The sequence below is a fragment of the Pseudomonas mercuritolerans genome (assembly GCF_025706525.1).
Taxonomy (GTDB): domain Bacteria; phylum Pseudomonadota; class Gammaproteobacteria; order Pseudomonadales; family Pseudomonadaceae; genus Aquipseudomonas; species Aquipseudomonas mercuritolerans.
Genome location: NZ_JAMSHA010000004.1, coordinates 353,873 through 369,599, shown reverse-complemented (window position 1 = coordinate 369,599; position 15,727 = coordinate 353,873). Strand labels below are relative to the sequence as shown.

The window sequence follows — 15,727 nt, the reverse complement described above, 5'->3', positions numbered from 1 at the left end:
AGTGAAGACGCCGGATTAGACCAGCTTCTCCAGCTCAGGTACTGCTTCGAACAGATCCGCCACGAGACCGTAATCGGCCACCTGGAAGATCGGCGCTTCTTCGTCCTTGTTGATCGCAACGATCACTTTGGAGTCTTTCATACCGGCCAAGTGCTGGATCGCGCCGGAGATACCGACGGCGATGTACAGCTGTGGCGCAACGATCTTGCCGGTCTGACCGACCTGCATGTCGTTCGGTACAAAACCTGCGTCGACCGCAGCGCGCGAAGCGCCAACAGCAGCGCCAAGCTTGTCGGCCAGGGCGTACAGGTGTTTGAAGTTGTCACCGTTCTGCATGCCGCGGCCGCCAGAGACGACGATCTTGGCAGCGGTCAGCTCAGGACGATCGGACTTGGCCAGCTCTTCGCTGACGAAGCTCGAGGTACCGGCGTCGTGCGCAGCGCCAACAGCTTCAACGGCAGCCGAACCACCTTCAGCAGCAACCGGATCGAAACCGGTGGCACGCACGGTGATCACTTTGATCGCGGCGGTCGATTGCACGGTGGCGATGGCGTTACCGGCGTAGATCGGACGCTTGAAAGTGTCAGCGCTTTCTACCGAAATGATCTCGGAGATCTGGTCAACGTCCAGCGCAGCAGCAACGCGCGGCAGGATGTTTTTGCCGTTGGAAGTGGCGGCAGCCAGAATGTGGCTGTAACCCTTGCCCAACTCTGCAACCAGAGGAGCAACGTTTTCCGGCAGCTGATGCGCGTAAGCGGCGTTGTCAGCATTCAGGACTTTGCTCACCCCAGCGATCTTCGCAGCGGCTTCGGCCACCGGGCCTGCGCCCTGACCTGCAACCAGTACGTTGATGTCGCCGCCGATTTTGGCAGCAGCGGCCACGGTGTTCAGCGTGGCCGGGGCCAGCACTTTGTTGTCGTGTTCAGCAATAACCAAGATAGTCATTTAGATTACCTTCGCTTCGTTCTTGAGTTTTTCAACCAGTTCAGCCACCGACTTGACCTTGATGCCCGCGCTACGTGCAGCCGGCGCTTCGACTTTCAGAGTCTTGTTGGTGGAGGCGGTGGAAACGCCCAAAGCGTCCGGAGTCAGCACTTCGAGAGGCTTCTTCTTGGCTTTCATGATGTTTGGCAGGGACGCGTAGCGCGGCTCGTTCAAACGCAGGTCGGTGGTGACGATGGCCGGCAGTTTCAACGAAACGGTCTGCGCGCCGCCGTCGATTTCGCGGGTCACGGCAACGCTGTCGCCGGAGACTTCGACTTTCGAAGCGAACGTGCCCTGACCGTAGCCGCTCAATGCCGCGAGCATCTGGCCGGTCTGGTTGTTGTCGCTGTCGATCGCCTGTTTGCCAAGGATCACCAGCTGCGGCTGTTCCTTGTCGACGACAGCCTTGAGCAGCTTGGCCACGGCCAGCGAGGTCAGGTCTTCAGCGGATTCGACGAGGATGGCGCGATCGGCACCCAGAGCCAGTGCGGTACGCAGCTGTTCCTGAGCGGTGGTCGGGCCGATGGAGACGACGACGATTTCAGTCGCAACGCCCTTCTCTTTCAGGCGTACGGCTTCTTCCACGGCGATTTCGCAGAATGGGTTCATCGACATCTTGACGTTGGCGAGGTCGACGCCGGAATTGTCCGCCTTGACGCGGACCTTGACGTTGTAATCCACAACGCGTTTGACAGCTACAAGAACCTTCATGGATTCCTCGTTACTCTCCGGTGAAAAGAAAGTCGCCTAGGCGAACCTGGCGGATGATGCTCATCGGGCGACAAGGGCACCTCTAAAAACGCCGGCTTGAATGTGAGGTGATTCACTTCGCGAAGGGAGGTGACCGTTCGTCAGGGGTGACTGTCGGGTCATTCATTCCCACGCTGTGTAAACTGCGCGCCGGACTTGCGCTGCGCATCACCGTCTACTGCCTGTGCCCTGTCTTTAGAGGTGCTCTTGAAACCGCCAGTCTGCCTACGGCGAGCGCAAAACCGCCCGTATCTTGACCGGAACGCCCATTCTGGTCAATACGCCAAAATGCCCTGTCATAAGCCGCGCTTCTTTGATTTATCAGGGCTGGAGGCGATTCAAACAAACGTTTGTATTGGACGCTCGGAGTGGTGTAGATATAATGCGCCGCCTAGAGAGAAAGGTGGATTCGCCAATATTCCCTTTGACGTTAACGTAAAGGCAATATGGATGCGAGATCAAACCTCCATATTAGAAAAAAAACTGTTGAGCCTTGAGTAGGAGATAGCCTGTGGAACGCGAATACATGGAATTCGACGTCGTCATCGTCGGTGCCGGCCCCGCTGGTCTGTCCGCCGCCTGCCGCTTGAAGCAGAAGGCCGCTGACGCCGGTAAGGAAATCAGCGTCTGCGTGGTCGAAAAAGGCTCCGAAGTCGGCGCACACATCCTCTCCGGTGCGGTGTTCGAACCCCGCGCCCTGAACGAACTGTTCCCGGACTGGAAAGCACTCGGCGCGCCGCTGAACACGCCCGTCACACGCGATGACATTTTCGTGCTGAAAAACGCCGACAATGCGCAGAAGATTCCTGACTTCTTTGTGCCCAAGACCATGCACAACGAAGGCAACTACATCATTTCCCTGGGCAACCTGTGCCGCTGGCTGGCTCAGCAGGCTGAAAATCTGGGTGTAGAAATCTACCCGGGCTTCGCCGCTCAGGAAGCGTTGATCGATGAAAACGGCGTAGTGCGCGGGATCATCACCGGTGATCTGGGCGTCGACCGCGAAGGCAACCCGAAAGAAGGCCTGTACACCCCGGGCATGGAACTGCGTGGCAAATACACGCTGTTCGCCGAAGGCTGCCGTGGCCACATCGGCAAGCAACTGATCAAGCGCTACAACCTCGACAGCGATGCCGACGTCCAGCATTACGGCATCGGCCTGAAAGAAATCTGGGAAATCGACCCGGCCAAGCATCAGCCAGGCCTGGTGGTGCACACCGCCGGCTGGCCGCTGGACATCATGGGCACCGAGAACACCGGCGGCTCGTTCCTCTATCACCTGGAAAACAATCAGGTGGTGGTCGGTCTGATCGTCGACCTGTCCTACAGCAACACGTATCTGTCGCCGTTCGATGAGTTCCAGCGCCTCAAGCATCACCCGGTGCTCAAGCAATATCTGGAAGGCGGCAAGCGCGTCAGCTACGGCGCCCGCGCCATCGCCAAGGGCGGCCTGAACTCGCTGCCGAAAATGGTCTTCAAGGGCGGCGCGCTGATCGGTTGCGACCTCGGCACCCTGAACTTCGCCAAGATCAAAGGCAGCCACACGGCGATGAAGTCCGGCATGCTCGCGGCGGAATCGGTAGCCGATGCGCTGTTCGCCGAGCAGGATTGCACCGTCGAACTGACCTCTTACGTCGACGCGTTCAAGAACAGCTGGCTGCACGAAGAACTGTTTGCCAGCCGTAATTTCGGCGCAGCGATTCACAAGTACGGCGCAATCATCGGCGGTGGTTTCAACTGGCTGGACCAGAACATCTTCGGCGGCAAACTGCCGTTCACCCTGCGCGACACCAAGCCGGATTACGCCTGCCTCAAGCTCGCGGCCGACTGCAAGAAGATCGACTACCCGAAACCTGACGGCAAACTGAGTTTCGACAAACTCAGCTCGGTGTTCATCTCCGGTACCAACCACGAAGAAGAGCAGCCGTGCCACTTGAAGCTGACCGACCCGAGCATCCCGATCAGCAAGAACCTGCCGCTGTACGACGAACCGGCGCAGCGTTACTGCCCGGCCGGCGTATACGAAGTGATCACCAAGGAAGACGGCGAGAAGCGCTTCCAGATCAACGCCCAGAACTGCGTGCACTGCAAGACCTGTGACATCAAGGACCCTGCGCAGAACATCACCTGGGTGGCACCGGAAGGTGCCGGCGGCCCGACTTACCCGAACATGTAAGTCGAAACGCTGAACAACAAGGCTCCCGAAATGGGGGCCTTTTTGTTGCCCAAAATTCCTCTGCCACCACAAAACAACTGTGGGAGCGAGCCTGCTCGCGAAAGCGGTGTGTCATATAAAGATGATGTCGACTGATCCAGCGCCTTCGCGAGCAGGCTCGCTCCCACAGGGGATTATCGGCGGATCAGGCAGCGCGCTCTTCCCCCGGACTGCGTTCGAAGTAACGCTTGTATTCGCGACTGAATTGCGACGTGCTCTGATACCCCACCCGATGCGCCACCTGCGCCACGCCCAGCCCTTCAGCCACCAGCAGCGTCTGCGCCTTCAACAAACGTAAACGCTTCAGATACTGCACCGGCGACAACAATGTGCTGCGCTTGAAATGCTCATGAAACGTCGACACGCTCATGTTCGCGCAACCGGCCAATGTCTCGACATTCAGCGGCTCGGTGTAATGCGCATGCAGATGGCTGATAGACGCCGCCACCCGGGCGAATTGCCCTTGTTGCTCGACCAACGCCCGCAACACATCCGCTTGCGGCCCGCGCAGCGCGACGAACAATAATTCGCGAACCCGCGCCGGGCCGAGAATCTGGCATTCCAGCGGATCGTGCAGACAGCTGAGCAGCCGCTCGACACAACCGCGCATGCCATCGTCGAGCACCACCGAGGTCATCGACTCCGGCGTCTGCGCCGGAATATGCCGACCTGGCGCCAGCCCCATGGCCAGCACCAGTTCGCCGAGCAGGACGCGATCGATCGCCACCGACACACCGAGCAATGGCGCATCGGGCAAGGCAAAGGTTTCGCATTCGAACGGCACCGGCAGCGCCTGGATCAGATAATGCCCGGCGCCGTACTCCATGGTTCGTGGGCCGAGGAACGCCAGTTTGCTGCCCTGGGCGATGATCATCAGGCTCGGCTCGTAGATATGCGGGCCACGGGCGACGTCGCAACTGGCGCGCAAAATCTGCACACCGGGCAGACCGGTCTGGCTGTAGCCATCGCGCAGCGCCAGCGGTTCGATCAACGAAACCAGCCGGGCATTGGCATCAAGATGACGGGTCAACTGCATCGAATAGGTCTTCGTAAAATTCACGGAAAAAGGGATGAAAACATCATCGCAGATCCGTTGGCCAATGCGATCGCCGAAACCCGCATGCCGGAGGATTAGGCATGAGACCCGGAGAAATCGTCATGGCCGCCTCCGCCTCTGGCGCCCAGAATTCACCGCCTCACTTGTCACTGTTTTTGCGAGGTCACCCATGTACACCGCCATCGGCTATGCCGCCCAATCGGCCACCACGCCCCTCGCCCCGATGAAATTCGAACGTCGCAGCCCGCGCGCCGACGACGTGGCGATCGAAATTCTCTACTGCGGCGTCTGCCACTCCGACATCCATCAGGCACGCAACGAATGGGGCATCGCCGTTTATCCGCTGATGCCCGGCCATGAGATCGTCGGAAAAGTCACCGCTGTCGGTGCGAATGTCACCCGTCACAAGGTAGGCGATCTGGTTGGCGTCGGCTGCATGGTCGATTCCTGCCGCAGCTGCGAAGCCTGCCAGGCGAACCTCGAGCAATATTGCCTCGAAGGCCCGACCATGACTTACGCCACCCCGGACCGGGTCGATGGCAGCAACACCATGGGCGGTTATTCCGACAGCATCGTGGTCAGCGAGCACTTCGTTGTGCGTATCCCGGAACGACTGGCACTGGCCAGCGCCGCACCGATTCTCTGCGCCGGCATCACCACTTACTCGCCGCTCAAGCACTACGGCGTCAAGGCCGGTGACAAGGTCGGGATTCTCGGCATGGGTGGCCTCGGCCACATGGGCATCAAGTTCGCCAAGGCCATGGGCGCGGAAGTCACGCTGTTCACCCGCTCGGCGAGCAAGGCTGAAGAAGGTCGCCGTCAGGGCGCCGATCACGTCATCGTCTCCACCGATGCCGAGCAGATGAAGGCCGGGGCCGGCTACTTCGACTTCCTGCTCGATACCATTCCGGTGCAGCACGATTTGAACCCGTACCTCGACACCCTGCGTTTCGACGGCGTGCACATTCTGGTCGGCCTGATCGAGCCGGTGAACCCGCCCGTGCACGCCGGCAAACTGGTGATGAGCCGCCGCGTACTGGCCGGCTCCTTGATCGGAGGTATCGCCGAGACCCAGGAAGTGCTGGATTTCTGCGCCGAGCACAACATCACCTGCGACATCGAAATGCTCGACATCCGCCAGATCAACGAAGCCTACGCGCGGATGATTGCCGGTGACGTCAAGTACCGCTTCGTCATCGACATGGCGACGCTGAAGGCTTAAACCTTCACGGCTTACACCTTCAAGCCCAGCTCCGCCGACAGCCGGGTTGTGACCCCTTTGAGCAGGGGGATCAACTCGGCCATTTTTTCCAGCGGCATGTACGGCACGGTGCTGGCGATACTGATCGCCGCGACAATGCCCTTGCTCGCGTCACGAATCGGCGCCGCCACGCAGCGGATCGACGGTTCGTTGTCTTCCAGATCGAACGCGTAGCCACCGGCGACGTATTCGCCCATGCGCTGCTCAAGCTGTTCCCACGACTGCTGGGGATGCTGCGGCCAGAACTGACTTTTGCCACCCGCCGGCAGGCTGATGTCGTACAGCCTCCGCCAATCCTGCGGCGAATCATCGAGCATCAAGGCCTTGCCGATACCGGTGCGCACCAGCGGCATGCGATGGCCAACCCGCGAGCGCATTTCCGGGCCGTTGCGACCTGGATTCTTCAGCAGGTACAGCACTTCGTCGCCTTCGCGGATTCCGAGGTGCACGGTATCGCCGGTCAGTGCCGAGAGCTCGTCCAGATACGGCCCGGCCAGGGTCACCAGTGGCAACTCTTCGCGGGCCTGGAAGCCCAGTTCGATCAGTTTCGGCCCAAGCAGATAACCGATTTGCGGCACCACGCGCAGATAACGCTCGTCGACCAGACAGCTGGCCAGACGATGGGTGGTGCTGCGCGTGGTGCCGATCAGCCGGGCGATCTCCTTGAGATCACGCGCGCCACTGGCCACTGCCTGCACCACACCGAGGCCGCGCAGCAGCGTCTGGGTGCCGGTGGGCGCGGCGTCCTTGGTTTTTTCCGGGGCGTCTTCCTGCATATCCAGCCTTTTACCGTTGAGCGAAGGAACGGGCGGCATTATGGTCGCCCGACGCAGAGCACTACAACTCGATACGCTCGACCTTGCCCACCAGCAGCACGTAGGACAAGGCGCCAACCAGCGCGAGCACGGCGATGTAGGTGATCGCCGGGGCGAACGAATCGCCGCTGGCGAGGAAGCCGATGACGATCGGCGTAGCGATCGCCGAGAGGTTGCCGATGAAGTTGAACACGCCACCGGTCAGACCGAGCAAACGCGCGGGTGCCAGCGTCGACACCAGTGACCAGGTGATCGACGCCAGACCGTTGCCGAAAAATGCCAGGGCGAGGAAGGCAATCACCAGCGGCGTCGACTCGACAAAGTTGGCACCGATGATCGAAGTCGAGATCAACAGCCCGCCAATGATCGGCAATTTGCGCGCGAAGCCCACGGTGTAGCCACGCCGGATCAGGAAGTCGGAAAAGAATCCCGAGCACAACACACCGACGAACGCGGCAAGAAATGGCAGCGATGCGAGCAGGCCGGACTTGATGAAGTCCATGCCGCGATATTTCACCAGATAGGTCGGAAACCAGGTGAGGAAGAACCACAGCGTCGAGTTCAGGCAGAACTGGCCAAGGTAAATGCCCCACAACTTGCGCTTGCTGAGGACGATACTGAGATCGGTCCAGCTGAATTTGGCTTTGACCTTGGCCGCCTCGGCCTGGATATCGACCAGCCCGCCGCCTTCGCGGATCAGGTCGATTTCCGCCTGGTTAGTGCCTTTGAAATCGCGCGGCTCGCGATACACCGCGTACCAGATCAGCGCCCAGAGAATGCCCACCGCACCGGTGGCGACAAAGACCATGTGCCAGCCGAACTCATGTTGCAGCCACGCCAGCACCGGGGTCAGGAAAGCCAGACCGACAAACTGTCCGGAAGTGTAGAAACCGATCGCCGTGGCGCGCTCGCGCTCAGGGAACCAAGTGGTGACCACGCGGCTGTTGATCGGATAGGCCGGCGCTTCCAGCGCACCGACGGCCATGCGCAGCACGAACAGGGCGATGAAGCTGCTGACGAAACCGAGCATCACTGTGGCCACCGACCACAGCAGCAGCGCGACGCTGTAAAGGATGCGCGGCGGCACGCGATCGACCAGCCAGCCGCCGGGGATCTGCATCGCGGCGTAAGTCCAGCCGAAGGCGGAGAAGATCAGACCGACATGAACCGGATCGATGCCCAGCTCACTGGTCAGCGCCGGCGCGGCAATCGACAGATTGCTGCGGTCGAGGTAGTTGATGACCACGGTGATGAACAGCAACACCATGATGAAAAATCGCTTGCGGCTAGGCGTGACTAAAGACGCCTGCCCGGAGAGGGTGTGCGTTTGCATGAGAGATGCCTCTTTTTATGTTTGTTTGAGGACAGTCTTGGGACTTGAACAGAATCCTGTGGGAGCGAGCTTGCTCGCGAAGACGGCGGCACATCCGGCATCGATGTGACTGACCTGCCGCATTCGCGAGCAAGCTCGCTCCCACAAGGGATTGGTGGTGTGTCAGGCAGTACTCACCACTCGGCAAAGCTGCCATCGGCATGACGCCAGATCGGGTTGCGCCAGCGGTGGCCGACTGCCGCACGCTCGATCACGTACTCCTCGTTGATCTCGATGCCCAGCCCCGGGCCGTTCGGGATCTTGACGAAGCCTTGGTCGTAGTCGAAGACGCGCGGATCCTTCACATAGTCGAGCAAGTCGTTGCTCTCGTTGTAATGGATGCCGAGGCTCTGCTCCTGGATAAACGCGTTGTAACAAGCCGCGTCGAGTTGCAAACACGCCGCCAGGGCGATCGGGCCTAGCGGGCAATGCAGCGCCAGCGCGACGTCGTAGGCTTCGGCCATGTTGGCGATCTTGCGGGTTTCGGTGATGCCGCCGGCGTGGGAGGCATCCGGCTGGATAATGTCGACGTAGCCTTCGCTCAACACCCGTTTAAAGTCCCAGCGCGAGAACAGCCGCTCGCCGAGGGCAATCGGCGTGCTGGTCAGCGGCGCCAGTTCTTTCAATGCTTCGTAGTTTTCGCTGAGCACCGGTTCTTCGATGAACATCAGTTTGTACGGGTCGAGCTCCTTCATCAGCACCTTGGCCATCGGCTTGTGCACGCGGCCGTGGAAATCGACGCCGATACCGACGTTCGGCCCCACCGCATCACGCACGGCGGCAACGTTGGCCAGGGCGAGGTCGACTTTCTCGAAGGTGTCGAGGAACTGCAACTCTTCGGTGCCGTTCATTTTCACCGCCGTGAAACCACGGCTCACCGCTTCTTTCGCCGCACGCGCGGTGTCGGCCGGCCGGTCGCCGCCGATCCACGAATAGACACGAATCTTGTCGCGCACCTGGCCACCGAGCAGATCGCTGACCGACACGCCGAGGGCCTTGCCCTTGATGTCCCACAGTGCCTGATCGATACCGGCCAGCGCGCTCATGTGGATCGCGCCGCCACGGTAGAAGCCGCCGCGATAGAGCACGGTCCAGATGTCTTCGATATTGCGTGGGTCTTTGCCGATCAGGTAGTCGGACAACTCTTCCACCGCAGCAGCTACGGTATGCGCGCGTCCTTCAACCACAGGCTCGCCCCAACCGGTCACGCCCTCGTCGGTTTCGACCTTGAGGAAGCACCAGCGCGGCGGAACGATGAAGGTCGTGAGTTTGGTGATTTTCATCTCTGCTCTCTTTTGTAAATGCAGCTTTTATTAGATGCAGCGCGCACAGCGCCAAAAAGTCTTAACGCAGGGCTTTCCAGGCAGCCACATAGGCCTTGGCATTGACCGCCACCTGCTCGGGCGTCATGCCCGGTTTGAACAGGCCGGAACCGAGACCGAAACCTTTCACACCGGCATCGATAAAGGCCTGCATGTTGTCCGGTGTGATCCCGCCGACCGGCGCCAGCACCGTGCCGGCTGGCAACACCGCGAGCCAGGCTTTGACGACTGCCGGGGTCATTTGCTCGGCCGGAAACAGCTTGAGAATGTCCGCGCCCTCAGCCAGTGCGGCGAAGGCTTCGGTCGGCGTAGCCACGCCAGGCGACAGGTACAGCCCCGCCGCTTTCGCCGCGCGCAATACTTTGGCATCGCTGTGCGGCATGACGATCACTTGTCCGCCAGCAGCTTTGACCTGCTCGACCTGCTCGGGGCTGAGCACCGTGCCAGCACCGATCAGGCAATCGGCGGGCAGCGCATCACGCAGGATGCGGATACTTTCGTACGGCGATGGGGAATTGAGCGGTACTTCGATGACGCGAAATCCGGCGGAATAAAGGACTTCTCCGACAGCCGCCGCTTCCTGCGGTTGCAGGCCACGCAGAATCGCGATCAGACCGTTTTGTGCCAATGCTTGCTTGAGCATGTCAGGCCTCCAGTCAGGTTAACGGGATGAGGAATCGATCAGTCCGGCGGCACGCGCCAGTTGCCACAGGCCACGCTCGGTGGCCTGCTCGGCCAACGTCACCTGAGCAAAGCCGCAGGCGTCGAGGGCACGGCGATATCGCGTGCACAGTTGCGCATTGCCGATGAGCACGATCGATGGAAGATTTGCTTGATTGCGCCGGCGCCGCTGCACATTGGCGAGCGCGGCCAGCTCATGGCCGATCATCAGGCCGGACAGATAATCCGCCTGAGCAGTCGGGCTCAGTTCACCGGTGAGGCCGAGGGTGCGGGCGCTGAACAGGGTCGACAGCACGCCGAGCTCGGCATCCGCCGACAGCGCGATTTGCACACCGCGGTCGAACGCCTGCGCATCGAAGGTCGGGCTCGGCTGCTGGGTACGGCCGAGGATGCTGTGTTCGCTGAGTACGGCGAAGACTTCGCCAGTCATGAACGTGTCGAAATGAGTGATGCGGCCATCGACCACTTCCACCCATTTCGAGTGACTGCCTGGCAAACCGATCAGCAGATCGTTACCGGCCTCGGCCGGCAGACTTTGCAGCACACCGAGGACCTGGGTTTCTTCGCCGCGCATCACATTGGGCAGTCGCGAACGCTGGATCACGCCCGGGACGATATGCACCGGCGTACCGCAAAGACTGACAACGGTTTGTAGGGAATTTCCGAGATGGGCGACGTCGGCCGGCGTCTCGCAGTAAGCCGCTTCGCGCCAGCCCTGCGCACTGCCGACCATGCCGCAAGCGATTACCGGCAGATCCGGCTGCGCATCGAGCCAGTCACCACAGGCCTCGTCGAAGGCCAGTTCAAACCCATCGGCGCATTCACGGCCGTGGATGATTCGCGGGGTCTTGGGCAACTGCATGATCCCGGACGACAGCGCACGCTGCTCCAGCACCACACCGTCCGCCGCGAGTTTGTAAGCACGTAATGAGGTCGTCCCCCAATCGAGCGCGATCAATTGCGCCTGCATCGCTTCACCTGTTTTGTTTTTGGCAGTGAGTGCGATGGACTATAAACCCGAGGGATGCGAAATCTCAATATATAAATATCAATCCCATATTATGGGACGCGTCGACAGTAACGGTATCACCTCGCTCAAAACGCCCCCCGGCTGCAAGAATGGCCATCGAATGGCGATCGAATGCCGCGAAAGGCCGAGTCAGGCTTGCACGGACAAAAATGCAAGGTTCGCCATGCCGCTGCGGTCGGGAAATTCAGGGAGAGCGGCCCTCGAAAGAGGCAAGGCCGGACGGGATATCTTTCATTTTGCATGGCCAGTTGTCAGCAAATCCGCGCTAGGTATCTGCATAATCTTGGAAAAATACGTCTTGTATGTAGTGGAATGGACTCTATACACACAGGAAAAGGAATCTCTGGCTTTTAAAAAGGGATCCAGTGTTTCCCCTTTCAGGCGCCTTTCTCCCCCCTCATCGTCTACCGACTCGTCAAAAATGACATCTGCCCTATAAATTAACGAGTCAGGGGAAACCCTCTCGATAAACCCGAAGCCGGACTGTTTAATTCGGTGTGCCTGAGAAAAATCAAGATCACTTGTCAACGAGCAGACCAGTCCACGCCCTATAGACGACTTGAACAGGCCGAGAAGTTCCACGTCGGACTTGAAATAAACTTGATAAATTCCGGTAGTACGAAGCCGCTCTGTCTTTTCGTATTTAAGGTTAGCAATGGGCCGGCCATGATTCAAAGAACAAGCCGAGAGCACCGATATACATATTGCCAAGATCAAAACCTTCATAGGCTGTTACCCCTTGATCCATTTGAATATTGACTCCGCTACAATCTGTCGCGCTGACTTTCCACCGGGCAAGGCATGAGCATACATAAAGTTGGCATCTGCGTGATTGATATCGAGCCGCCCCATGACATTCGGCCCTTCGGAGATCTCCCATTGCTCACCGAAGTCTGCAACCAGATCTGACAGGTTCCAATCGACCGCAGCGGCCCTGATATTTACCCAATACTGCGCTTTAGGCTTGGGAACCTGACGATATATTTTCGAAATACCATATACGATTTTGCCGTGTCCTACGGGATCCAGGGTCACCAAAATTTTTATTTTGAAACCGCGCTCGGTTAAAACCGCAGACAAATGAGCACCGTTCCAGCCACCCAAACTGTGGCCGATGATATAAATCGCAGTATTGCAACTTGGAATTTTTCGAATAACGTTACGCTCCAGATCCTCCTCACTCATAAATGAGTTATAACCAAGGGGCAACGTCGTACAAGATTTCTGTATCTCCAGCGCTTCGATGTCCGCGTCGACCATGTCTCGCACATAGTCGACATTGTGATTGGGACCATCAACGTAATACCGTTCCTGATCGCCAGCTCCACCAACAAGAAAAACCATTGCATTGCGGATGCTTACTGTTACTTGCTTGACCGATTGATCTGTCTTGCAAGTAAGTGTATGACTCACGGGATCCCTTTTCGCCATTGCCGGTGGTGGAGCCTCCGCTGTTGCACTTCCATTTGCCATCTCTAATTACTCCACAAATAATTTAATCGTCTCAGCCAGGTGCGAACTGACGGTATGGGTAAATCCCGCCGCATCCGTCACGCCAGACTCTTCACTGCCGTCACCCCGCTGAATGATGTAAGGGTGATAAGAGACCGGCTCTCCGGTGTCCTGATTGACTACTTGCAACCTGTCAGTGAAATGCACCGGCATCGGCAGCAACCCGCTAAACGCGGCCCCTCCCCCGCTCTGGCCGATAATCACCGTGCCCGAGCCACCGATCACGACATTGCCATGCCCACCAGTGCTATCGAGCATCGCGGCATTCAGGCCGTTAATGAAAACAGTGCCGGAGACCGCTCCGGTGATAGGGCTGCCACACGCTGATTTATCGGTCATGCGTGCAGCAGCGAGGCCGTCGAAGAATACGTCCGGCGAGCCGGAGACAATCGGGTTGGTGCCGTGACCTGGCAATGGGCAAGCAGTCGGGTCGGTGACGCGCGCTGCGGGTTTACCACTCAATTCAAAGCTCCTTGCTTAAGGGGTGCCGGGGATGGCTGACAGATGTCGATGTCGGTCGCGGCAAAGCGCCAGCGATTGTCGACCGGGTCGAACAGAGCATGACAATGCTCCCGGCTTTCAGGTGATGTCGCGGTTTGTATGGCACGCCAGGCTTCGTTGGCTTGCCACCTCAACTCGGCAGGCGTTGCCTCATCAAGTTCGTTGAGCCAGGCGTTGTAGTTGCGCAGGTGATTGCGCTCGAAAGTCGATTGCAGCAAGTCGCCCATTTCCACGCCAAGGTCCAGATGATGCCTGGAGGTCCAGCGCCCCACTTCGGAGTAGACGTGCCAGCCCATCGGGATCAACGCACCGTTTTTCAACAGAGAATGGCCGGCGAGAGCGACGAAGCCGCAACAGATGTGCAGCATCAGCCAGCCTTGATGAGCGTCGATAATCGCTGTGGGATCAAAGGTTCTCAGCGCTTCCACACGGTATTCGCCGAGGCCGGCGCTGCGCGACATCAACTCGGCGTCGAGCCGCGACACGAAAGCCCGAATAGCCAGGCCGCCGGTGCGCTGGGCCATGCAGAGAATTTCGACAGCCTGTCGATTCGGGTCGTCAGAAGAGCCGGTAGTTTTCACCAGACCATACAGACGCATGGACGCCTGCAGTCCGCTCATAGCTGGTCACTCATTGACGCAGCGAGGGCTCCACAGGCGCGGAGAAATTTTGCCAGATACATTGCAGGTGTCGTCCGTGAGCGCGCAAAAATGGCGCACAGAATGCCGGACTAGAGCAGTGGCGACAACCGAATCAGCAGTAGATTGCCATCATTGTGCTCAGCCCTCGGCAAATTCGCGCAACACCTTGCCATCCATGCGATACCGCACCCATTCCTCCTGCGGTTGCGCACCGAGCGACTTGTAGAATTCGATGGCCGGGGTGTTCCATTCCAGCACGCTCCATTCGAAGCGGCCGCAGTCGTTGGCGCAGGCGATTTTTGCCAGGTGGCGCAGCAGGGTTTTGCCGGCGCCGCCGCCACGTTGTTCGGGGGTGATGTAGAGGTCTTCGAGGTACAGGCAATTGCTGCCCAGCCAGGTCGAGTAACTGAAGAAGAACACCGCGAAGCCGATCGGCAAGCCGTCGCGCAGGCAGATCAGGCCGTGGGCGGTGGCGCCGTCGCCGAACAGGCTGCGTTCGATGTCAGCGACGCTGGCGATGACTTCGTGACGGGCCTTCTCGAAATCTGCCAGTTCGGTGATGAAGGTGAGGATTTGCGGCGCATCGCTGGGGGTCGCCGGGCGGATTTCGATCGTCATGGACGGGCCTTGTGTGCAAATTAAAGCGCCATACTAAGGCGCGCAGCGGCGCTCGTCACATGGCAAACATACTGACCTGCCCAATTTGCTGAACACTGTTGCCCTTGTGGGAGCGAGCCTGCTCGCGGAAGCATTCTGTCAGTTGAATCAACGTCTGACTGAAATGACGCTTTCGCGAGCAGGCTCGCTCCCACAGTTGATACCGCACATTCTGAAAGGATGCTTATGACCGTTAACTGTTTTGCGCCGATGGAAGCACTGGCGTCAGCGCTACTCTCACATGCACTGGAACCCTCGGATGACGGCGCCCACGACCTCGCCCACCTGCAACGGGTCTGGCATAACGCCCGCACCCTGCATGCAACCGAAGGCGGCGATCTCGAAGTCTTGCTGGCAGCCGTGATGCTGCACGACTGCGTAGCGGTCGAAAAAAACTCACCATTGCGCGCGCAGGCTTCGCGTCTGGCAGCGGACAAAGCCTCATCCGTGCTGAAGGAATTGGACTGGCCCAACGAGAAAATCAGCAACGTCGCCCACGCCATCGAAGCCCACAGTTTCTCTGCCAACATCACCCCAATCACGCTCGAAGCAAAAATCGTCCAGGACGCCGATCGCCTCGACTCGCTGGGCATGCTCGGTGTTGCCCGAACCTTCTATGTGGCCGGGCGCATGGGCTCGGCGCTGTACGACCCAGAGGATCCCGAAGCGCTTGAGCGCGAGTACGACGACACGCGTTTTTGCCTCGATCATTTCCAGACCAAACTGCTACATCTGGCCGACGGTTTTCAAACGGTGACCGGTCAGCGCTTGGCGCACATTCGTCATCAACGACTGAAGGGTTTCATGGAGCAGTTCAAGGAGGAAATTGGCATCGTCCAAACAGCAAACACGCCACATCAATGAAGACCGTTCGTCGATCATCAGGCACCAATCCGTCACCAGGGCTGACCAACCCAGTGTAAGGATTC

At 59.1% G+C, this 15,727-nt stretch carries 16 protein-coding genes; 3 read left to right on the top strand and 13 right to left on the bottom strand.

The window, feature by feature from the left end; all coding sequences use genetic code 11:
- Window positions 1-15 precede the first annotated feature (15 nt).
- On the bottom strand, window positions 16-945 hold the full coding sequence (locus ND528_RS13825) for an electron transfer flavoprotein subunit alpha/FixB family protein (protein ID WP_130911905.1): 930 nt from the start codon (window positions 943-945) through the stop codon (window positions 16-18).
- Window positions 946-1,695: an electron transfer flavoprotein subunit beta/FixA family protein gene (locus ND528_RS13820; RefSeq protein ID WP_007908338.1), complete on the bottom strand. Its 750-nt coding sequence runs from the start codon at window positions 1,693-1,695 to the stop codon at window positions 946-948.
- 550 nt (window positions 1,696-2,245) lie between these two features.
- On the opposite strand from ND528_RS13820, the gene ND528_RS13815 reads away from it, so the two are divergent.
- Window positions 2,246-3,910 (top strand): electron transfer flavoprotein-ubiquinone oxidoreductase, encoded by a 1,665-nt coding sequence (locus ND528_RS13815; protein WP_263470528.1) that lies wholly within the window; start codon window positions 2,246-2,248, stop codon window positions 3,908-3,910.
- Window positions 3,911-4,094: 184 nt separating this feature from the next.
- Here the strand turns inward: ND528_RS13815 and ND528_RS13805 are convergent, their stop codons facing one another.
- Window positions 4,095-4,985, bottom strand: coding sequence for an AraC family transcriptional regulator (locus tag ND528_RS13805; protein WP_064361232.1), 891 nt, complete (start codon window positions 4,983-4,985; stop codon window positions 4,095-4,097).
- A 190-nt stretch (window positions 4,986-5,175) separates the two neighbouring features.
- Between ND528_RS13805 and ND528_RS13800 the strand changes: the two genes are divergently transcribed.
- Window positions 5,176-6,228: an NAD(P)-dependent alcohol dehydrogenase gene (locus ND528_RS13800; protein ID WP_263470527.1), complete on the top strand. Its 1,053-nt coding sequence runs from the start codon at window positions 5,176-5,178 to the stop codon at window positions 6,226-6,228.
- An 11-nt stretch (window positions 6,229-6,239) separates the two neighbouring features.
- On the opposite strand, the gene ND528_RS13795 is transcribed toward ND528_RS13800, so the two are convergent.
- The 10 genes from ND528_RS13795 to ND528_RS13750 form a co-directional block, all read right to left on the bottom strand.
- Complete coding sequence (locus ND528_RS13795; protein ID WP_016770958.1) at window positions 6,240-7,043, bottom strand: IclR family transcriptional regulator; 804 nt, start codon at window positions 7,041-7,043, stop codon at window positions 6,240-6,242.
- 61 nt (window positions 7,044-7,104) lie between these two features.
- Entirely contained in the window at window positions 7,105-8,415 is a 1,311-nt protein-coding gene (locus ND528_RS13790; protein WP_263470526.1) for an MFS transporter, read from the bottom strand.
- Window positions 8,416-8,588: 173 nt separating this feature from the next.
- Window positions 8,589-9,737, bottom strand: a complete 1,149-nt coding sequence (gene dgoD / locus ND528_RS13785) for a galactonate dehydratase (RefSeq protein ID WP_016770960.1) — start codon at window positions 9,735-9,737, stop codon at window positions 8,589-8,591.
- Between the two features lie 61 nt (window positions 9,738-9,798).
- The gene (locus ND528_RS13780) at window positions 9,799-10,419 is read right to left on the bottom strand and encodes a 2-dehydro-3-deoxy-6-phosphogalactonate aldolase (protein WP_212616876.1); all 621 of its coding nucleotides are present in this window, start codon (window positions 10,417-10,419) and stop codon (window positions 9,799-9,801) included.
- 18 nt (window positions 10,420-10,437) lie between these two features.
- Window positions 10,438-11,427, bottom strand: coding sequence for a 2-dehydro-3-deoxygalactonokinase (locus tag ND528_RS13775; RefSeq protein WP_263470525.1), 990 nt, complete (start codon window positions 11,425-11,427; stop codon window positions 10,438-10,440).
- Between the two features lie 291 nt (window positions 11,428-11,718).
- Window positions 11,719-12,213: a hypothetical protein gene (locus tag ND528_RS13770; protein WP_016770963.1), complete on the bottom strand. Its 495-nt coding sequence runs from the start codon at window positions 12,211-12,213 to the stop codon at window positions 11,719-11,721.
- A gap of 6 nt (window positions 12,214-12,219) precedes the next feature.
- Window positions 12,220-12,960: an alpha/beta hydrolase gene (locus ND528_RS13765; protein WP_263470524.1), complete on the bottom strand. Its 741-nt coding sequence runs from the start codon at window positions 12,958-12,960 to the stop codon at window positions 12,220-12,222.
- 6 nt (window positions 12,961-12,966) lie between these two features.
- Window positions 12,967-13,461, bottom strand: a complete 495-nt coding sequence (locus tag ND528_RS13760) for a PAAR domain-containing protein (protein ID WP_039760120.1) — start codon at window positions 13,459-13,461, stop codon at window positions 12,967-12,969.
- A complete protein-coding gene (locus ND528_RS13755; protein ID WP_330221314.1) occupies window positions 13,458-14,120 on the bottom strand; it encodes a hypothetical protein in 663 nt (220 codons plus the stop codon). The genes ND528_RS13760 and ND528_RS13755 overlap by 4 nt, the downstream gene beginning before the upstream one ends.
- A gap of 159 nt (window positions 14,121-14,279) precedes the next feature.
- Window positions 14,280-14,759, bottom strand: a complete 480-nt coding sequence (locus tag ND528_RS13750) for a GNAT family N-acetyltransferase (protein WP_212616880.1) — start codon at window positions 14,757-14,759, stop codon at window positions 14,280-14,282.
- A 225-nt stretch (window positions 14,760-14,984) separates the two neighbouring features.
- Here ND528_RS13750 and ND528_RS13745 point away from each other — a divergent pair, with 225 nt between their 5' ends.
- Window positions 14,985-15,662 carry an HD domain-containing protein gene (locus ND528_RS13745; RefSeq protein WP_263470522.1) on the top strand — a complete coding sequence of 226 codons (678 nt, stop codon included), beginning with the start codon at window positions 14,985-14,987 and terminating at the stop codon, window positions 15,660-15,662.
- The last annotated feature ends 65 nt before the right edge of the window (window positions 15,663-15,727 follow it).

Bases quoted from the DNA above. Each gene is read 5' to 3' on its own strand.
- ND528_RS13825 (WP_130911905.1), bottom strand. From the start codon at position 945: ATGACTATCTTGGTTATTGCTGAACACGACAACAAAGTGCTGGCCCCG.
- ND528_RS13820 (WP_007908338.1), bottom strand. From the start codon at position 1,695: ATGAAGGTTCTTGTAGCTGTCAAACGCGTTGTGGATTACAACGTCAAG.
- ND528_RS13805 (WP_064361232.1), bottom strand. From the start codon at position 4,985: ATGCAGTTGACCCGTCATCTTGATGCCAATGCCCGGCTGGTTTCGTTG.
- ND528_RS13800 (WP_263470527.1), top strand. From the start codon at position 5,176: ATGTACACCGCCATCGGCTATGCCGCCCAATCGGCCACCACGCCCCTC.
- ND528_RS13795 (WP_016770958.1), bottom strand. From the start codon at position 7,043: ATGCAGGAAGACGCCCCGGAAAAAACCAAGGACGCCGCGCCCACCGGC.
- ND528_RS13790 (WP_263470526.1), bottom strand. From the start codon at position 8,415: ATGCAAACGCACACCCTCTCCGGGCAGGCGTCTTTAGTCACGCCTAGC.
- dgoD (WP_016770960.1), bottom strand. From the start codon at position 9,737: ATGAAAATCACCAAACTCACGACCTTCATCGTTCCGCCGCGCTGGTGC.
- ND528_RS13780 (WP_212616876.1), bottom strand. From the start codon at position 10,419: ATGCTCAAGCAAGCATTGGCACAAAACGGTCTGATCGCGATTCTGCGT.
- ND528_RS13775 (WP_263470525.1), bottom strand. From the start codon at position 11,427: ATGCAGGCGCAATTGATCGCGCTCGATTGGGGGACGACCTCATTACGT.
- ND528_RS13770 (WP_016770963.1), bottom strand. From the start codon at position 12,213: ATGAAGGTTTTGATCTTGGCAATATGTATATCGGTGCTCTCGGCTTGT.
- ND528_RS13765 (WP_263470524.1), bottom strand. From the start codon at position 12,960: ATGGCAAATGGAAGTGCAACAGCGGAGGCTCCACCACCGGCAATGGCG.
- ND528_RS13755 (WP_330221314.1), bottom strand. From the start codon at position 14,120: ATGAGCGGACTGCAGGCGTCCATGCGTCTGTATGGTCTGGTGAAAACT.
- ND528_RS13750 (WP_212616880.1), bottom strand. From the start codon at position 14,759: ATGACGATCGAAATCCGCCCGGCGACCCCCAGCGATGCGCCGCAAATC.
- ND528_RS13745 (WP_263470522.1), top strand. From the start codon at position 14,985: ATGACCGTTAACTGTTTTGCGCCGATGGAAGCACTGGCGTCAGCGCTA.